The following is a 16,147-nucleotide window of genomic DNA, read 5'->3' as shown; positions in this document are numbered from 1 at the left end:
CAGTGCAAGTTCGCTACCAAGGTTGGGGAGAAAACTGGCCACTGGGCACACTGGCCGACGATGGTCAGCAACTGCTGTTCGAATACTCACCCCAAGCCTTGAATGAGGGTCTTGCTCTTTCACCTCGGCACTTGCCTTTGCAAAAGCAGGCCATGGGCCAATTCCCGTTGCATCAGTGGCGCTTGCCGGGTTTGTTTGCAGACTCTTTGCCCGATGGCTGGGGCATGCTGCTCATGGACAGACTGTTCAGAAAGCAAGGTATTCGGCCAGAACAGGTTTCACCACTGGACCGTTTGAGCTTCATTGGCCATCGTGGAATGGGCGCGCTCACCTATGAGCCCGACACGCAGGGAGATGTCCTGGCCGACACGATGGATCTGGTCGCTTTGGCCAATGAAACTGCTTTGGTCTTGCAGGGCGAAGACACCGAAACCCTGCAACGCTTGGCCTTGTTAGGTGGTTCGCCACAAGGGGCTAGGCCGAAGGTGCTGGTGTTTTACGAGCCGAAGACGGCCCATATCAGCACCGTGCCTATGCCATCCGGTTCTGGTTGGTTGGTTAAGTTTCAGGCTTTGGGCGAACACAAAGAGGTTTGTGCCATCGAGGCGTTTTATGCACAACTAGCCAGAGAATGCGGTTTGGCGGTGCCTGATACCCATGTATTTGAGTTGGGTGCCAAACAGGCTGCACTGGGCATTGAGCGCTTCGATCTGGCACAAGGCCAGCGGGTCCCTATCCATTCTTTGGCTGGTTTTCTGCACGCTGACTTCAGAATTCCATCGGCAGTGGACTACACAACTTTTTTGCGCGCCACACGCATGATCACGCGTGATGAACGTGAAGTGCAAAAAGCATTTGAGCGTGCCGTCTTCAATGTGCTGTTTCACAACCGGGATGATCACCCTAAAAATCTGGCCTACCGCATGGATGCGCAACGGCATTGGAAGCTGGCGCCGTGCTTTGACCTCACCTATAGCCAAGGCCCAGGTGGTGAACACCAAATGGACGTTTGTGGCGAGGGTTTGAATATTCAACGCAGGCATTTGATGCAATTGGCGCAGAGCGGCGGGCTGGATGTGCGTTGGGCCGAACAACGTCTGGATGGCATGCTGGGCGTGTTGGATCGATGGGCTGATTTGATCGGTGGATTCAGCATACGGCGGTCCACAGGTCAAGCCATTCTGCAAGCGGTACAGAAACAACGATCCCTTTTGCAATGACAGCCCCTGCGTGATGACTTCAGGGTCAAGCCCCAAGGCACTGGCCACCGCGTTCTTGGCTTCGTTGATCTGAAGTTTCAAGCCTGTGTACAGTTTCCTCGAGTACGTCATCACCCGTTTGTTCCCAAGCACTGCCTGAAAATTGGGAACCCAGAATCCATCGGCCAGCAAGTCGGCTTGACCTCATGTAGTGAATGACTATACTTTGCACTACATTGCAATCAACAGACTATGAACACCATGACTGCTTCCACAGTTCCTATGTCCATCCGCCTGGATGTGACCGCACGGGAAAAGCTCAAGGCGATAGCAGTGCGCCAAAAGCGCACCCCTCATGCGCTTGCTACCGAGGCTATCAATCAGCTCATCGCGCAGAAAGAGCGTGAATACGCATGGCACGAAAGCTGTGATGCGGCCCTCAAGCATTTCGACGAAACAGGACTACACGCCACCCATGATGAAGTCATAGTGTGGATGGACTCATGGGGCACGGATAAAGAATTACCTGCGCCCGTATGCCATCTATAAAGTATTCAGCCCAAGCTATCGCAGACCTCAAACGGCTTCATGACTTCCTGGCAACGCTAGACAAAGATGTTGCCAAGCGGGCAGTTTCGGTGATTCGTGACGCGCTCCAAAAAATTGCCATCATGCCCGAACGGTTCCGTCCAGTAGAGGACAAGATGTACCATCGAGAAGTGATCATTGATTTTGGTAGTAGCGGCTACATTGCTCGGTTCCGACATGTGTCTAATGGGGATATAACAATTGCCAGAATCAAGCATCAAAAAGAAGACGATTTCAGGTAAGTCATGGCCAAGAATTTCGCCCTGAAAGTCATGCTGAACGATGCGCAACCCCAAATGCTGTCCAGGTGTCTCCATCGCATGTGGGCACTGGCCACCGCGCTCTTGACTTCATTGATCTGAAGTTTCAGGCCCGTGTAGAGTTTCCTCAGGCAGGCCATCGCCTGTTCGCCAGCTTTCTTGCTGCCACGTAGACGTTTCAGGCGACTTCACAATGGTTACACATGCTTATTTCAATAAGTTCGTTTGCAGTTCTCAAGCCATGATCTGGTACTTGTCTGCCATCGCCACAGGGCGCACACGATGGTCCAATTTCTCCATGCGGACAAGACCATAGCTGCACATTGTTTTGAGTGTGCGAGATAAGTTGCCTTGTTTGCGACCGGTCAACAACGCCAGTTCTGTGATGGATTGCGGCTTGGACTCTCGCATGGCATTGAGCAAAGCCCTGTTCTCGTCACTGAGCACTTGCGACAAAGAACGCATCGAGGTGAACCAAATCTTTGGATCGGAAGGCTTTACTTTCAACTCGCCTTTCGCAATGGCCAAAAATCTCGATCGCATTTGTTCTTGAGAGGCGATTCCGATTTTTACTGTTGTCATGTTTTCAGGGGGCACACGTACTGTGCCTTATTCAAACAGCGTAACCACTTTGGCCAGCACCTCGTCCATGATCTCCTCTGGAAGGGTGTCCACCTTACGCGCATCGCGTGCGGCCAGGTCAACTACGCGTGGTTGATCGCAGCGAATGACACCAGTCGTCTTGATTCCAGACAAAGCGACTGCGAAGCCCACCCGACGAGCAAACTCCCCACCATTGGTAATCGGCAAAACAACTGGGAGCTTGGTGGCCTCGTTGAATTCGGTCGGCGACACCACCAAAACAGGACGACTTCCGCGTTGCTCACGTCCTGCTGTTGGGTCGATGGAGACCAGATAAATGTCACCACGCCTCATATCAGCTCACCACCCACCGCAGGTGCGTCAATCCATTCGCGATCTTGCGCTGACGGCGGTTGCGAATAATCAGATGCAGCCAGTAGCTCGGCAAGGGTGTATCGTGGTCGCGGCTTGGGTTGCACGACAAGGCAACCATGTTCGACCATCATGCCGACCATGGCGCCAGTTTGCAGGTGCAATTGTTCAAGAAAAGCTGGTGGGACGGCCAACATCACTGAGCCGCCAACTTTGCGCAGACTGGTGGTATGCATGAAGCACTCCTGTGTTTTGTTATATATAAGTATAACCGCCTGCCTCAACAGCAATGACTTCAAATGCTTGAATGTGCGCGCCAGTTATTTTTGCAATGCTGTGTTCGGTGTTTGAACAGGGTTGCAGGTTCACCATCTGCACAAGCTCTGGTGGCAGGTAGGCATTCATCGGTGAGAACCCGGAACGTTTGCACTGACTGTGCGCTTCGCCACGTTGAGTGGTTCGACGTGAAATACCAGATTGACATCAGCCATACGACGCGTCATACCGCGATGAGGATGTACCGCCTCGAAAACCTTGGCGGACTGAACATGTGCTTCTGCGAGGCAGGTATCTGACGCCTTCATGCTCAAGCTCACTGTGACCACTCGCAGCGGGGCTTGAATCCGCAGGTGTGCGCCCATGCTGGGCGCACCCGAAGAAAAAACCCACCGTGTTGCCACGGTGGGTTTTTAGACTTTTAAATCTTCAGCTGGCTTGTGCCAGCGTTGGATCAGAAGTTGTGTTGCACACCAACCAAAGTGGTTTTCACACCTTTAACAGAATCGGCGGCAGTTACGTTGTCGTTCTTTTCGTCAACATAACGAGCGTAAACGCTGGTGCGCTTGCTCAACAAATATTTTGCGCCAATGGCAAAAATCGATTTGTCTTTTGTAGATTCTTTGACATCCAATTTGGCATAGTTACCCAACAGGCTCAGGTTCGCGCTCAGAGGAACAACTGCAGCAACGTTGAAGCCGTCTTGCTTGACGCCGGTAGCCAGCTTTTCGTCAACGTAACCCAGTGTCAATTTGGCCAAGCCCAGATCGTACGAAGCATACGCGTTAGTTTGGGTGTTGCTGTTCAGGTCTGCACCCGTTTTGGCAACCGAGTAGAACGAAACGCCAGCAGCCACTGGGCCGTTAGCGTAGTTCAAACCGATATCAGTATGATCTGCGACTGCAGCAATTGTGGGTGCGGGATTTGTATCGGCATTGGTTTTGAATGCGTAACCAATGGCAGCGCTAAAACCGCTGAACACTGGGGTAGCGTAAACAACGGAGTTGCTATTGCGAACGTGTTTAGTGCCCAGTACACCACCAAAACCGGAACCAATTTTGGTACCAAAAGGCTGACGGCTAGCTTGTGCAGTCAAGGAGGGAGTGTTTGCACCGCCCAATTTGATCGAACCGAAAGAGCCTTCCAAACCTGTGTACATTTCGCCGCCAGCAGCATTCCAGCTACTGTCTTTGCCTGCATCGAAATCATTTTCGATCAAGAACGATGCCTTCAAACCACCGCCCAAGTCTTCCACACCAGTGAAAGTAACTTGAGAAGTACCTTGGCTGTTGTTACGAACCAGATTTTGGGTGACGCTTTTGCCACTACCGTAAGTAGTCTGCGCGTTCGCGATCGAAGGATCGAAAGTACCGAAAATGGTCACAGAAGATTGTGCGAAAGTAGCGCCAGCGGCTGCCAATGTAGCCAGAGCAATCAGATTGTTAAATAAGCAATTTTTCGCTCGTTATGGTCAAAAAGGCCATTTCAAACGTCGGCCTGGCCAGCTAAAGAGTCAAATTTGAAATGGCGTTTTCGCTGACTCACCCATGTCGGACTCTTTGAGTGCCAACCCACAGGGAAACTGTGAAGGGACCTGATCGCTCTTGGCGGATACCGCTACATCAGGCCCACTCGTTCAGGCGTCAAATCGTCAGCAGCAGCGGTCAGCTTCAGGGGTTCTGGGTTGTGATGATGGGGCGTGGGCCATCGAGGCGGATGTCGCCATACCAAGCTCGCACGTTGGTGCGTGTGTTGTCGCTGTCGGTCATGATGGCCAGGTTGACCAAGGCGCCGGGCGGCTCGCCAAAGGCTTTTTCAAAATCTGCGCGAATGTCCCGTTCGTACAGCAGCCATTGTTTGAGCCTGCTGGCGCCTGACTCGACCACCAGCTTGCGAATGCGGTCACTGCGTGGGTTGATGATCACGGATTCTGCCGGGCGTTGGTTGCACCACACGTACATCAAGGTTGCGTAAGGCAGCGGTTCACCGGTCAGGGCTTGGGTCAATTCGCTGAGCATGGCGTTCTTGGCAGAAAAGCGGCTGCGGTCGCCGTCAAATGCCAGGATCAGGCGCACGGGGGAGTCCTCGGCCTCTCGCACGGCCATGTCAGCGCCGTCCATCAGGTTTTCAACTTGCCACTGAAATTGCAATCGCCCCAACTGATCGGGCGCGAGGTTCAGGCGCTGTCTCAACATGCTGGCAGAGGATTGAGCGTGCGCTCGAAGCGCCGGGCGACGGTCATGTTTTTCAAGCTTGAAGGCGGTGCGCAGCTTGCCCGGCAACAACACGGGTTCCCAATGGGCGCTGTCTTCGGGTTTGAAGACCAGGGCGCCATGGACGGGATGCGGCAAAGCAGCGGCGGGTGACACAGGCGCATCGGTCGTGGCGCAACCACTGAGGCCCCACAAGATGAATGCGCACCCTGCCAAGCGTAGACCCAAACACCGTAAGCTCATGAATATCCTGCTGGTTGTTGCGTGTGAAAATGACAGCCTTATGCTCTTGCATTCTGTCATGCATCAGAGATTTTGTCGATTTTGAAAGATTTGAAATGATCAAGCGCCGCGATTGGATTCAAGCCATCTCTTTCGGATTGTTCACGCTGAACGCTGCGCAAGCACAAACGAATTTTCCAGTTAAACCGCTCAAGATCGTGGTGCCATTTGGCGCAGGCGGTGTGGCTGATCTCACGGCTCGCAGCGTTGCACAAAAGTTGGCTGAAGACCTGGGTCAAGCGGTGATCATTGACAACCGTCCTGGGGCTGGAGGCATCGTCGCTGCAGAGCTGGTGGCCAAGGCAGAGCCGGATGGTTACACGCTGCTGTTGATGTCCAACGGCACGGCGGTCAGCGCTGGCTTGTTCAAAAATTTGCCCTTCAATCCGCGCACCGATTTTGCGCCGGTGTCCTTGCTTGGGCTGTTTGACATGGCGGTGGTGGTGCCAGAGTCATCACCCCACAAAACCCTGGCGGAGCTGATGGCTTATGGCCGCGCCCACCCTGGCAAGCTCAATATCGGCACGATCAACATCGGCAGCACGCAGCATTTAGCGGCCGAATTGCTGCGCACGCAGGCCAATCTGGTGGCCCAGGTGATTCCGTTCAATGGCACTCCGGCCGTGTTGAATGCCTTGCGTGGAGGCCAAATCGATGCGGCGGTTGAAATTCTCGGCCCCCTCAAGCCCCAGATCAGCGCCAAAGCCGTGCGACTGTTGGGTGTGATGGGCGAGAGTCGGCCCAAAGACATGCCCTTGGTGCCCACCGTGCGCGAGTTGCCCGGCCTGAGTCAATTCAACGTGTCCTCTTGGAACGCGCTGGCCGCACCCAGCAAAACCCCCAAAGCCATTGTGGAGCTTTTGAACCTGGCGGTGGGCAAGGTGCTCTCGCAGCCCGATTTGATTCAGCGGATGGCCAGTTTCAATGTGCAAGCCAAATCCAGCACACCTGCCCAATTGGGGCAGTTGCTGGACAGTGACATCAAGCGCTGGAGTGAAGTGATTCAAAAGGCGGGCATTGCGCCGCAGTGATCACGCGCAGGCCATTGGATGGCAGTGCCCCGGCATTCAAAGATGCCTGCATCTGGCCTGTTCAGCGGTAGGGGTTTTTCAGGCCCAAACCCGCCAAAATCTCGATTTCATAAGCTTCCATCTCTTCGGCGTCGGCGTCGCTGGTTTCGTGGTCCCAGCCTTGGGCGTGCAAGCTGCCATGCACCAGCAGGTGGGCGTAGTGCGCTGCGAGCGTCTTGCCTTGTTCTTTGGCTTCTTTGGCCACGACCGGCGCGCACAGCACCAAGTCGGCCATCACCACGGGGTTTTGCGCATAGTCAAAGGTCAGCACGTTGGTGGCGTAGTCTTTTTTGCGGTAGCTTTTGTTGAGTTCACGGCCTTCTTCATCGCCCACGATGCGTACTGTGATTTCGGCATCGTCTGCCAATGCATGGCGAATGGCGCGGGTCACCGCATGGCGGGGCAGGGCTGCGCGGTGGCGTGCAGCATCGGGGATATCGCCAAATTGCAGCGACAGTTGGAGTTGTTTCAAGGCCATGGAGCGTTTTTTAATCTGAGTTCAATCGTCGGTGGGCAAGGGCTTGCGGCGGGTGGTGATGCCCGCTCTGAGCGCGGCGCTGCCTTGGGCGTCGTAGGCGTCCACAATGCGGGCCACCAGCGGGTGGCGCACCACGTCGGCACTTGAAAAGCGTGTGAAAGCGATACCTTTGACGCGTTTGAGCACGCGCTCGGCGTCAATCAGGCCGCTGAGCTGGCCTTTGGGCAGGTCGATCTGGCTCACATCGCCGGTGACCACGGCTTTGGCACCAAAGCCAATGCGGGTCAAGAACATCTTCATTTGCTCGGTGGAGGTGTTTTGTGCTTCGTCCAGGATCACAAACGCGTTGTTCAGGGTGCGCCCACGCATGAAGGCCAGCGGCGCGATCTCGATGGCGTTGCGCTCAAAGGCTTTTTGCACCTTGTCGTAGCCCATCAAGTCGTACAGCGCGTCGTACAGGGGGCGCAGGTAGGGGTCTACTTTTTGCGACAGATCGCCTGGCAAAAAGCCCAGCCGCTCACCCGCTTCCACCGCCGGGCGCGTCAGCACAATGCGCTGCACACTGCTGCGCTCCAGCGCGTCCACAGCACAGGCCACGGCCAGGTAGGTTTTGCCCGTGCCTGCCGGTCCAATGCCGAAAGTGATGTCGTGGGTGCTGATGTTGTCCAGGTAAGCCGCCTGCACCGGTGTTCGGGCCTTCAGGTCGGCGCGGCGGGTTTGCAGGGCAGGTTGGTCAGCGCCTTCTTCACCCGAGCTGTCGCCCACCAGCATGAGCTGCACCATGTCGGGGGCAATTGGACGATCGGCACGCTCGTACATGGCTTGCAGGATTTCCATGGCCAGCTGCGCGGGCGCCTTGGGGCCGTCCACCTTGAACTGCTCATGTCTGTGTGCAATGCTCACCTGGAGTCCGGCTTCGATGGAGCGCAGATGGGCGTCCATGGGGCCGCACAGGTTGGACAGGCGGGTGTTGTTGTGTGGCGTGAAGGTGTGTCTGACGATCAAGTGGATAATCCTGTCCGTGGTGGTTTCGCTGGGTGCTTTGCAGGCCGAGGAGCCCCGATTTTCCTCCAGATCACTGCAATTCAAAGGCCCCTTTCCATGATCGGCAAACTCACAGGCATCCTGAGCGACAAGAATCCCCCCGAAGTGATCGTGGACTGCCACGGCGTGGGCTACGAAGTGAATGTGCCCATGAGCACCTTCTATAACCTGCCTGCAACGGGTGAAAAAGTCAGTTTGGTCACGCACTTTGTGGTGCGCGAAGACGCCCAGATTCTCTATGGTTTTGCAACGCTGGCCGAGCGTGAAGCCTTTCGCCAACTCATCAAAATCTCCGGGGTCGGCCCACGCACAGCGCTCAGCGTGTTGTCGGGCATGAGCGTGACCGATCTGGCCCAAGCCATCACCACCCAAGAAGTCGGTCGATTGGTCAAAGTACCCGGCATCGGCAAAAAGACCGCCGAGCGTTTGTTGCTGGAACTCAAGGGTAAGCTGGGCGGCGACATCGGCGGCTTGTTCAGCCAGCATGTGGGCGATGCCCACGGTGACATTCAGCAGGCCTTGCTCGCACTCGGTTACAACGAGAAGGAAGCCGCCGCCGCCTTGAAGCTGTTGCCTGCGGATGTGGGTGTGAGCGAGGGCATCAAGTTGTCTCTGAAGGCGCTGACCAAATAACGCCGCGATGGCAATACTTTGAATTGAATTGATCCGATGAGCATCCGCACCGACGACTTCGTTCCACAGCCCGCGCCCCGGGTCATGACGGCAGCCCCCGTGTCCAACCAAGAGGAAGCACTGGAGCGCGCCTTGCGCCCCAAGCTGTTGGACGAATACGTCGGGCAGGTGAAGGTGCGCGAACAGCTGGAAATCTTCATCAGCGCCGCCAAAATGCGCGAAGAGCCGCTGGACCATGTGCTGCTGTTTGGCCCGCCCGGCCTGGGCAAGACGACGCTGAGCCACATCATTGCCGCCGAGCTGGGTGTGAACCTGCGCCAGACCAGCGGCCCCGTGCTCGAAAAGCCCAAGGACCTGGCTGCGCTGCTCACCAATCTGGAGCGCAACGATGTGCTCTTCATCGACGAGATTCACCGCCTGTCACCCGTGGTTGAAGAAATTTTGTACCCCGCGCTGGAGGACTACCAAATCGACATCATGATCGGCGAAGGCCCGGCGGCCCGCAGCATCAAGCTCGATTTGCAGCCCTTCACCTTGGTGGGTGCCACCACCCGCGCGGGCATGTTGACCAACCCGTTGCGCGACCGCTTTGGCATTGTGTCGCGGCTGGAGTTTTACACGCCTGAAGAGCTCACCCGCATCGTGACCCGCAGCAGCGGCCTGCTCAAGGCGCCCATCGACGCTGAAGGATCGTTCGAGATCGCCCGCCGCTCGCGCGGTACGCCGCGCATTGCCAACCGCCTGCTGCGCCGGGTGCGCGACTATGCCGACGTCAAAGGTGACGGCACCATCCACAAAGCCATCGCGCAAAAAGCCCTGACCATGCTCGACGTGGACCCCGAAGGCTTCGATCTGATGGACCGCAAGCTGCTCGAAGCGGTGATTCACCGTTTTGATGGCGGCCCGGTGGGTCTGGACAACATTGCGGCCAGCATCGGCGAGGAGCGCGACACGATCGAAGATGTGATCGAGCCGTATTTGATCCAGCAAGGTTATTTGCAGCGTACGCCACGCGGGCGCATTGCTACGCTGGCGGCTTTCAAGCATTTGGGCGTCACGCCGCCCAAGAATTTTGGGCAGTGACTGTTTGCGATATCGCCCGCAAAAACTCGGCAATTCAGCAAGCAATCGTGTGAGTCTTCGACCACCGACCACCGACCACCGACCACCGATCACCGACCTGCGAATGCAAGGAGGCTTCTTGTAGGTCGGTACTCGAAGAGTCCGAGGTTGCATGCAGCCCCTTTGAGCCAGAACAAAGCCAAGCCTTCAGCAAGCCAATGTCGGGGTCTTCGACCACCGACCTGCGAATGCAAGGAGGCTTCCTGTAGGTCGGTACTCGAAGAGTCCGACGTTGCATGCAGACCCTTTGGGTCAGAATAAAGCCAAGCCTTCAGCAAGCCAATGTCGGAGTCTTCGACCACCGACCTGCGAATGCAAGGAGGCTTCCTGTAGGTCGGTACTCGAAGAGTCCGACGTTGCATGCAGACCCTTTGGGTCAGAATAAAGCCAAGCCTTCAGCAAGCCAATGTCGGGGTCTTCGACCACCGACCTGCGAATGCAAGGAGGCTTCCTGTAGGTCGGCACTCGTAGAGTCCGACGTTGCATGCAGACCTTTTGAGCCAGAACAAAGCCAAGCCTTCAGCAAGCCAATGTCGGGGTCTTTGACCACCGACCTGCGAATGCAATGTGGCTTCTTGTAGGTCGGTACTCGAAGAGTCCGACGTTGCATGCAGCCCCTTTGGGTCAGAACAAAGCCAAGCCTTCAGCAAGCCAATGTCGGGGTTTTTGACCACAGACCTATAGACGAATGGTCCAAGCTCAGGTGGTGGTTTCGTCTTGCACCTGATCATCCAAATGCGAGGTGTCGCCCCAACCGACCAGGGACAGTCCTTGCGGCGTCCACAGCAGCCGGTTAACGGCCGTGTTGGTCAGTTGCCAGGTGCGCGGCGCTTGCAATTCGAGGCGGGTGGCTGCGCGGTAGAGGATGTCCAGCACACCACCGTGGGCAACGAGCACGATTTGCTGGCCTGGGTGCTGTGCAGCCAGTTCGTCCACTGTGCCGACAATCCGTTTGCGCAGCGTGACCAGCGATTCGCCGCCACTGGGGGGCGTCCATTCGGGCGTGCGTTTGCGCCAGTGCCAGGCATGTTCGGGCAATTCGGCTTCAATTTCGGCAAAGGTGCGCCCCTGAAACTCGCCAAAATGCCGTTCGCGCAGACCGGTATGGGCCGTCACCGTTTGGCCCATGGCCTGCGCAATGGCGCTGGCCGTGGTGTGCGCACGGGACAGGTCGCTGGCATAAATCGCATCAATGGCGTCACCCTGGGCCAGCGCACGGGCCAAGTTGTTCGCTTGGCGCAGTCCTTGTTCGTTGAGCGGAATGTCCAAATGCCCCTGAATGCGGGTGTCCACGTTCCAGGCCGTTTCTCCGTGGCGAATGGCCAAAATGCGGGTGGTTTGCATGCTTGCTTTCAGCGCGGAATTTCAATGTTCACCCGGCGTGGCCCTGCGGGAGGATGGGGAAAGTTGGCCAAGGCGGCTTGGAACAGTGTGCTGAAAATTTGAACACTGTCGCTCCACGGGCCATCGTGGCTGGCCCGTGTTTCATAGACCACTTGACCAGACTTCAGGTCGCGCATGATGAGGCTGACTTCGCGCAGGTATTGCGGGGGTGGCGGCAGACGCATGCCCATGCCTATGCCCAGACCGCCATACGATCCCAAGCCTCTGCCCATAAAAATGCTGCCATAAGGCGTCCAGCCTGGGTAAAAGCCTGGTGCTATCGGGCGTCCCCAAGGATCGGCAAAATATTTTGAGCCCGAAAATCCGACCAGCACGCTCAGTTGTGCCGCCGCGTCGTTGCGTACCAGACCCACAGCAGCCATGGCCGCTTGGGCTTGCTGTTCAGCCAGGCCGACTTCGGGGTTGTTGACTTGGGAGGGAAGGCGTTCAAAGCGGTAGGTGGCGCCTTGCAAATTCATGCCAGGGGGCGCTGCCGCCACCGACACCACATCGCTGTCTACGATGCGCATTGAAGAGCAGCCCGTCAACAACATCAAAGTCAACGCACCCAGAATCCACAAATAACGCATGACAACCTCCCTTGGGTTCAAACCGAGATCACTTGAATGCCGGGCAACTTGGCCTCAGTGAACTCTTCCTCGTCAAAAGCCTTGTCACCCGCCTCGTCGGCGATGCCGGTGATTTTCAGGTCCTTGAAGCCGTGCAGCTTGGCATCCATCAAGTGCGAGGGCACCACGTTTTGCAAAGCCGCAAACATGTTTTCAATGCGGCCGGGGTGCTTCTTTTGCCACTCGCGCAGCATGTTGCCCACCTGCAGGCGTTGCAGGTTTTCCTGGCTGCCACACAGGGTGCACGGGATGATGGGGAACTGTCGGTGCTCTGCCCAACGGATCAGGTCGGTTTCGGCCACATAGGCCAGTGGGCGGATCACCATGAACTCGCCGTTGTCGCTGACCAGCTTGGGGGGCATGCCCTTGAGCTTGCCGCCAAAGAACATGTTCAAGAAGAAGGTCTGCAGCATGTCGTCACGGTGGTGTCCGAGCGCCAGTTTGTTGCACCTCAACTCACGCGCCACACGGTACAAAATGCCACGGCGCAGGCGGCTACACAAGCTGCACATGGTCTTGCCTTCGGGGATCTTGTCCTTCACGATCGAATACGTGTCTTGCGTCTCGATGTGGAACTCCACGCCCAGCTCTTTGAGGTACGCGGGCAGGATGTGGTCCGGAAATCCCGGCTGCTTTTGGTCCAGGTTGACCGCGACCAGCTCGAAGTCGACCGGGGCACGGGCCTTCATCTTGAGCAAGATGTCGAGCATGCCGTAGCTGTCTTTGCCCCCGGACATGCAGACCATGATGCGGTCGCCCGCCTCGATCAGGTTGAAGTCGGAAATCGCTTGGCCCATCTGGCGGCAAAGGCGTTTTTCGAGCTTGTGGGTTTCGCGTTCGATCTTGACGGCCTTGGCCGCTGCATCGCTGGCTTGGCTTTCAGCGTCCACCCAGGTGTTTTCAGTTGTTGTGTTCATGGAGTATTTGAAATGGACTCAAAGTGGTCCGGGTTCGGCGTTTGTGAGCAAGGACAGTTTGTTGCGCCAAGCTGTGCGTGCCACGGATTGGGTCATCATGGCGATGTCTTGGACCCAGAATAATTGCTCCGCAGGATTGCCAAGAATGCCCTGTTCGGCTTGTACGGTTGACCACATCGACACAATGTGTTCGCCGTCAATTTCGGAATATTCAAAGTTGGTGTGGTAACCGACTTTTTCTGCGCCACCAAATGTGAACTTGAAAATATCACTGATTTTCTGAACGTCTGCAGGAGCGTCTACTTTGACAAAATAGATAGTGCTGATGCGTCGGACATTGATGCCCACCCACATGCGCATTTTGAATTCGGCCAGACTGATTTCATAGTTGGCCCCATAGATGTCTTTGCGTCGACCATAAATGCCTGCTTGGCGTGTGATTTGCGCAACTGAAACCGTTTTGTTTTTTTCGACACCCGGTAGCTCGATGCGTGACAAACTGTCCAACAGATGATTGTCCAGAAAATGATCTGTTTTCTCCATCAAACGATGAGTACTCAATTGCTTTTCAGCAAACAACACAAACAGAACAATTGCAAACCCACCTGCAGCGGTTTGAGCAATCGACAAGGCAGGCAATACAGTGTCTCTCCATTCTTTTGCGAATAAAAAAACAACACCGCAAACTGTGGCACTCAAAGCCAGTGTGCCCAAAATGCCAATCACTGCCCACCGAGCCCACAGTGGCAAGAAAATGACCTGATTGGCATTCAGATAAGACGGTTTTTTTTCAGAATCTTCCATGATTTACCACTGACCGACTTCTTGTTGAATGGATACTTCGCAGTCGTCGAATATGTCGAGTTTCACGATTTTCACGCGCGCACCCAAAACATTGGGCAATTGCATCAGTGTCACGCACAGTTTGCCGGTCAGGCTTTCGAGCAGATTGATGTGCTGTTGGGTGCAGGTGTCAATGATCAGGGTGTGGACTTTGCGGTAATCCAACACATTGGTGATTTCGTCGTCATCCGGCTTCAAGGGCTGAGAGCCCATGTTCAGATCAGCATCGACTTGAATGGCTTGAGGGGCTGATTTTTCATGCGCCAGAATGCCCAGGTTCGCATTAAAGCGAAGCCCGGTCAGGCTCAGAATTTGGTTTCCTTTGGTCAACATGCGCTGGGGTCCATCAATGAAAAATCACGGTCAAATTTATGAAGGTGTTGTCCCCCATCGACCAGCAGCGTGGTGCCTGTGATCGAGTGGTTGGCACAAGCAAACACAACGGTGGCCGCAACATCTGTAGCGGTTGAAGAGCGGCCTAAGGGCGAGAGTTTGTGCATCTGTTCAAACGCTTGCTGAGACAACATGTGGCTGGTCAGTGTCAAGCCTGGCGCAACGCCCACGACGCGCACTTTGGGGGCCAAGGCTTGGGCCAACAAGGTATTGGCCGCCTCCAATGCCGCTTTGGACAGGGTGTAGCTCAAAAAGTCAGGATTGGGGTTCCACAACTTCTGATCCAGCATATTGATCACGACTCCCGAGATGTCCGGTGCATTGTGTTCCAGCAAGTGCGTATGCAAGGCTGTGGCCAACAAAATGGCCGCGCCGGTATTGCTGCGCAAATGCTTTTCCATGCGTTCGAAACTGAAATTTTCATAGGTGTCATGTTCAAACAGCGAAGCACTGTTGACGATCGCATGCACCGAGCCAAAGTGCTCGATCACCTGAGGCAACAGCTGACGTGTTTCGGACTCGATGTCCAAATCTGCGGCGAAGATGGCTGAACGGTGACCTGATCTGGCGGCGCAGTCGCGGGCAGTGGCCTGCGCATCTTCATGGGAGTTGCGGTAGTGGATGGCCACTTGCCATCCGGCGTCAGCTAGAGCCAGGGCGATTTCACGGCCCAAGCGTCGAGCGGCACCCGTCACCAAAACGGTGCGGGGCATTCCCGCAGTAGGGAGGGGGGAGGACATTGGGGGACAATCCACAGTTAATGAAAAACGCCATGAGTTTAACGAAGCCCCTGTGTGACCGCATCCATCAGGCCATCGCGCAAGCGGGCGGCTGGATCGGCTTTGACCGTTTCATGGCCATGGCCCTGTACGAGCCTGGCCTGGGCTACTACACCAACACCTTGCAAAAGTTTGGCGCCATGCCGTCTTCGGGAAGCGATTTTGTAACCGCGCCGGGGCTCTCGCCCCTGTTTGGGCAGACGCTTGCGGTGCAAGTGCGTCAGGCCTTGCAAGCCACGGGCACGCAGGATGTCTGGGAGTTTGGCGCGGGCACAGGTGCCCTGGCCTTGCAGCTGCTGGACAGCCTGGGCGATTCGGTTGAGCGTTACACCATCATCGATTTGTCTGGCACTTTGCGCGCCCGGCAGGCCGACACACTGGCTCCACACGCCCACAAAGTGCGCTGGCTCGACGCCTGGCCGGATGTGATCGAAGGCGTGGTGGTGGGCAACGAGGTGCTCGACGCCATGCCGGTGCAGTTGTTGCAGCGCACAGGTGGCGTCTGGCATGAGCGCGGCGTGATCAGCGAGGGAGAGGGGTTTGTCTGGGAAGACCGGCCGACCGACTTGCGTCCGCCTCTGGAGGTGGAGGGGGAACACGACTACCTGACCGAAATCCACCCGCAGGCCGAAGCCTTCCTTGCCAGTTTGGCTGAGCGTCTGAAGGCTGGGCAGGGCGGTGCGGCGTTTTTTCTGGATTACGGCTTTCCGGAAGGGGAGTATTTCCATCCTCAACGTCACATGGGCACCGTCATGTGCCACCAGCTGCACCAGGCAGACGCTGACCCGCTGGTGGCGGTGGGCCAAAAAGACATCACGGCCCACGTCAACTTCACCGGCGTGGCGCTTGCCGCGCAAAATGCCGGACTTGACGTGCTGGGTTACACCAGCCAAGCCTGGTTTTTGTTGAATCTGGGCATTGCTGAATGCATGGCTGCCGCCACTTTGGCCGAACGCAGTCAAGCCCAGCGCCTGGTCAACGAACACGAGATGGGCGAGCTGTTCAAAGTAATTGGCGTGGCCACCTCAAGCGACTGGGCCGCCCAGGGCTTTGAGCGGGGTGACCGCTCGCATCGGCTGTAAGC

21 protein-coding genes are annotated in these 16,147 nt (G+C 56.2%); 7 read left to right on the top strand and 14 right to left on the bottom strand.

Annotated elements, in window-relative coordinates; translation table 11 throughout:
• Positions 1–2 precede the first annotated feature (2 nt).
• The 3 genes from B9Z51_RS15555 to B9Z51_RS15545 all read left to right on the top strand — a co-directional run bounded on the left by B9Z51_RS15555 (position 3) and on the right by B9Z51_RS15545 (position 2,029).
• Positions 3–1,220, top strand: coding sequence for a type II toxin-antitoxin system HipA family toxin (locus B9Z51_RS15555; RefSeq protein WP_233255018.1), 1,218 nt, complete (start codon positions 3–5; stop codon positions 1,218–1,220).
• Positions 1,221–1,451: 231 nt separating this feature from the next.
• Positions 1,452–1,748, top strand: coding sequence for a CopG family ribbon-helix-helix protein (locus B9Z51_RS15550; RefSeq protein ID WP_108376098.1), 297 nt, complete (start codon positions 1,452–1,454; stop codon positions 1,746–1,748).
• Positions 1,736–2,029, top strand: a complete 294-nt coding sequence (locus tag B9Z51_RS15545; RefSeq protein WP_108376097.1) for a type II toxin-antitoxin system RelE/ParE family toxin — start codon at positions 1,736–1,738, stop codon at positions 2,027–2,029. The genes B9Z51_RS15550 and B9Z51_RS15545 overlap by 13 nt, the downstream gene beginning before the upstream one ends.
• 252 nt (positions 2,030–2,281) lie before the next feature.
• Here B9Z51_RS15545 and B9Z51_RS15535 read toward each other — a convergent pair whose 3' ends face one another.
• From B9Z51_RS15535 to B9Z51_RS15515, 6 genes are all read right to left on the bottom strand, one after another.
• The gene (locus B9Z51_RS15535) at positions 2,282–2,629 is read right to left on the bottom strand and encodes a transcriptional regulator (RefSeq protein ID WP_108376095.1); all 348 of its coding nucleotides are present in this window, start codon (positions 2,627–2,629) and stop codon (positions 2,282–2,284) included.
• Between the two features lie 27 nt (positions 2,630–2,656).
• A complete protein-coding gene (locus B9Z51_RS15530; protein ID WP_108376094.1) occupies positions 2,657–2,983 on the bottom strand; it encodes a type II toxin-antitoxin system PemK/MazF family toxin in 327 nt (108 codons plus the stop codon).
• Complete coding sequence (locus B9Z51_RS15525; RefSeq protein WP_108376093.1) at positions 2,980–3,237, bottom strand: antitoxin; 258 nt, start codon at positions 3,235–3,237, stop codon at positions 2,980–2,982. The genes B9Z51_RS15530 and B9Z51_RS15525 overlap by 4 nt, the downstream gene beginning before the upstream one ends.
• A 19-nt stretch (positions 3,238–3,256) precedes the next feature.
• Entirely contained in the window at positions 3,257–3,406 is a 150-nt protein-coding gene (locus tag B9Z51_RS18470; protein ID WP_158272910.1) for a hypothetical protein, read from the bottom strand.
• A 325-nt stretch (positions 3,407–3,731) separates the two neighbouring features.
• The gene (locus B9Z51_RS15520) at positions 3,732–4,697 is read right to left on the bottom strand and encodes a porin (RefSeq protein WP_158272909.1); all 966 of its coding nucleotides are present in this window, start codon (positions 4,695–4,697) and stop codon (positions 3,732–3,734) included.
• Positions 4,698–4,947: 250 nt separating this feature from the next.
• On the bottom strand, positions 4,948–5,733 hold the full coding sequence (locus B9Z51_RS15515; protein ID WP_108376091.1) for a DUF3047 domain-containing protein: 786 nt from the start codon (positions 5,731–5,733) through the stop codon (positions 4,948–4,950).
• Positions 5,734–5,828: 95 nt separating this feature from the next.
• Here B9Z51_RS15515 and B9Z51_RS15510 point away from each other — a divergent pair, with 95 nt between their 5' ends.
• Positions 5,829–6,803: a tripartite tricarboxylate transporter substrate binding protein gene (locus tag B9Z51_RS15510; protein WP_108376090.1), complete on the top strand. Its 975-nt coding sequence runs from the start codon at positions 5,829–5,831 to the stop codon at positions 6,801–6,803.
• A gap of 61 nt (positions 6,804–6,864) precedes the next feature.
• Here the strand turns inward: B9Z51_RS15510 and ybeY are convergent, their stop codons facing one another.
• Both ybeY and B9Z51_RS15500 read right to left on the bottom strand, forming a co-directional pair.
• Positions 6,865–7,320 (bottom strand): rRNA maturation RNase YbeY, encoded by a 456-nt coding sequence (gene ybeY / locus B9Z51_RS15505; RefSeq protein ID WP_108376089.1) that lies wholly within the window; start codon positions 7,318–7,320, stop codon positions 6,865–6,867.
• A gap of 21 nt (positions 7,321–7,341) precedes the next feature.
• Complete coding sequence (locus B9Z51_RS15500) at positions 7,342–8,325, bottom strand: PhoH family protein (protein WP_108376341.1); 984 nt, start codon at positions 8,323–8,325, stop codon at positions 7,342–7,344.
• 96 nt (positions 8,326–8,421) lie between these two features.
• Between B9Z51_RS15500 and ruvA the strand changes: the two genes are divergently transcribed.
• Both ruvA and ruvB read left to right on the top strand, forming a co-directional pair.
• Complete coding sequence (gene ruvA / locus B9Z51_RS15495) at positions 8,422–8,997, top strand: Holliday junction branch migration protein RuvA (RefSeq protein WP_108376088.1); 576 nt, start codon at positions 8,422–8,424, stop codon at positions 8,995–8,997.
• Between the two features lie 36 nt (positions 8,998–9,033).
• Positions 9,034–10,080, top strand: coding sequence for a Holliday junction branch migration DNA helicase RuvB (gene ruvB, locus B9Z51_RS15490; RefSeq protein ID WP_108376087.1), 1,047 nt, complete (start codon positions 9,034–9,036; stop codon positions 10,078–10,080).
• 738 nt (positions 10,081–10,818) lie between these two features.
• On the opposite strand, the gene B9Z51_RS15485 is transcribed toward ruvB, so the two are convergent.
• Genes B9Z51_RS15485 through B9Z51_RS15460 form a run of 6 tightly spaced genes read right to left on the bottom strand, consistent with a single transcriptional unit; the run spans position 10,819 to position 15,024 of the window.
• On the bottom strand, positions 10,819–11,463 hold the full coding sequence (locus B9Z51_RS15485; protein WP_108376086.1) for a histidine phosphatase family protein: 645 nt from the start codon (positions 11,461–11,463) through the stop codon (positions 10,819–10,821).
• 8 nt (positions 11,464–11,471) lie between these two features.
• Positions 11,472–12,092: a DUF4136 domain-containing protein gene (locus tag B9Z51_RS15480; RefSeq protein ID WP_108376085.1), complete on the bottom strand. Its 621-nt coding sequence runs from the start codon at positions 12,090–12,092 to the stop codon at positions 11,472–11,474.
• A gap of 17 nt (positions 12,093–12,109) precedes the next feature.
• Positions 12,110–13,048: a tRNA 2-thiocytidine(32) synthetase TtcA gene (ttcA, locus tag B9Z51_RS15475; protein WP_108376084.1), complete on the bottom strand. Its 939-nt coding sequence runs from the start codon at positions 13,046–13,048 to the stop codon at positions 12,110–12,112.
• A gap of 18 nt (positions 13,049–13,066) precedes the next feature.
• Positions 13,067–13,852: a hypothetical protein gene (locus B9Z51_RS15470; protein WP_108376083.1), complete on the bottom strand. Its 786-nt coding sequence runs from the start codon at positions 13,850–13,852 to the stop codon at positions 13,067–13,069.
• A 3-nt stretch (positions 13,853–13,855) separates the two neighbouring features.
• Positions 13,856–14,224 carry a dihydroneopterin aldolase gene (locus tag B9Z51_RS15465; protein WP_108376082.1) on the bottom strand — a complete coding sequence of 123 codons (369 nt, stop codon included), beginning with the start codon at positions 14,222–14,224 and terminating at the stop codon, positions 13,856–13,858.
• The gene (locus tag B9Z51_RS15460; RefSeq protein WP_108376081.1) at positions 14,218–15,024 is read right to left on the bottom strand and encodes an SDR family oxidoreductase; all 807 of its coding nucleotides are present in this window, start codon (positions 15,022–15,024) and stop codon (positions 14,218–14,220) included. The genes B9Z51_RS15465 and B9Z51_RS15460 overlap by 7 nt, the downstream gene beginning before the upstream one ends.
• 32 nt (positions 15,025–15,056) lie before the next feature.
• Here B9Z51_RS15460 and B9Z51_RS15455 point away from each other — a divergent pair, with 32 nt between their 5' ends.
• Positions 15,057–16,145 (top strand): class I SAM-dependent methyltransferase, encoded by a 1,089-nt coding sequence (locus B9Z51_RS15455; RefSeq protein ID WP_233254998.1) that lies wholly within the window; start codon positions 15,057–15,059, stop codon positions 16,143–16,145.
• Positions 16,146–16,147: the final 2 nt, after the last annotated feature.

Origin of the sequence: Limnohabitans sp. T6-5, assembly GCF_003063315.1 — a bacterium.
Lineage (GTDB): Bacteria > Pseudomonadota > Gammaproteobacteria > Burkholderiales > Burkholderiaceae_C > Limnohabitans_A.
The sequence above is the reverse complement of the archived record's forward strand: the minus strand, read 5'-3'. Positions and strand labels throughout refer to the sequence as shown.

Excerpts from the sequence above, each read along its gene's own strand:
- B9Z51_RS15545 (WP_108376097.1), top strand. The coding sequence starts at position 1,736 with ATGCCATCTATAAAGTATTCAGCCCAAGCTATCGCAGACCTCAAACGG.
- B9Z51_RS15480 (WP_108376085.1), bottom strand. The coding sequence starts at position 12,092 with ATGCGTTATTTGTGGATTCTGGGTGCGTTGACTTTGATGTTGTTGACG.
- ruvB (WP_108376087.1), top strand. The coding sequence starts at position 9,034 with ATGAGCATCCGCACCGACGACTTCGTTCCACAGCCCGCGCCCCGGGTC.
- ruvA (WP_108376088.1), top strand. The coding sequence starts at position 8,422 with ATGATCGGCAAACTCACAGGCATCCTGAGCGACAAGAATCCCCCCGAA.
- B9Z51_RS15515 (WP_108376091.1), bottom strand. The coding sequence starts at position 5,733 with ATGAGCTTACGGTGTTTGGGTCTACGCTTGGCAGGGTGCGCATTCATC.
- B9Z51_RS15485 (WP_108376086.1), bottom strand. The coding sequence starts at position 11,463 with ATGCAAACCACCCGCATTTTGGCCATTCGCCACGGAGAAACGGCCTGG.
- B9Z51_RS15460 (WP_108376081.1), bottom strand. The coding sequence starts at position 15,024 with ATGTCCTCCCCCCTCCCTACTGCGGGAATGCCCCGCACCGTTTTGGTG.
- B9Z51_RS15535 (WP_108376095.1), bottom strand. The coding sequence starts at position 2,629 with ATGACAACAGTAAAAATCGGAATCGCCTCTCAAGAACAAATGCGATCG.
- B9Z51_RS15465 (WP_108376082.1), bottom strand. The coding sequence starts at position 14,224 with ATGTTGACCAAAGGAAACCAAATTCTGAGCCTGACCGGGCTTCGCTTT.
- B9Z51_RS15455 (WP_233254998.1), top strand. The coding sequence starts at position 15,057 with ATGAGTTTAACGAAGCCCCTGTGTGACCGCATCCATCAGGCCATCGCG.
- ybeY (WP_108376089.1), bottom strand. The coding sequence starts at position 7,320 with ATGGCCTTGAAACAACTCCAACTGTCGCTGCAATTTGGCGATATCCCC.
- ttcA (WP_108376084.1), bottom strand. The coding sequence starts at position 13,048 with ATGAACACAACAACTGAAAACACCTGGGTGGACGCTGAAAGCCAAGCC.
- B9Z51_RS15550 (WP_108376098.1), top strand. The coding sequence starts at position 1,452 with ATGAACACCATGACTGCTTCCACAGTTCCTATGTCCATCCGCCTGGAT.
- B9Z51_RS18470 (WP_158272910.1), bottom strand. The coding sequence starts at position 3,406 with ATGAATGCCTACCTGCCACCAGAGCTTGTGCAGATGGTGAACCTGCAA.
- B9Z51_RS15530 (WP_108376094.1), bottom strand. The coding sequence starts at position 2,983 with ATGAGGCGTGGTGACATTTATCTGGTCTCCATCGACCCAACAGCAGGA.
- B9Z51_RS15525 (WP_108376093.1), bottom strand. The coding sequence starts at position 3,237 with ATGCATACCACCAGTCTGCGCAAAGTTGGCGGCTCAGTGATGTTGGCC.
- B9Z51_RS15470 (WP_108376083.1), bottom strand. The coding sequence starts at position 13,852 with ATGGAAGATTCTGAAAAAAAACCGTCTTATCTGAATGCCAATCAGGTC.
- B9Z51_RS15510 (WP_108376090.1), top strand. The coding sequence starts at position 5,829 with ATGATCAAGCGCCGCGATTGGATTCAAGCCATCTCTTTCGGATTGTTC.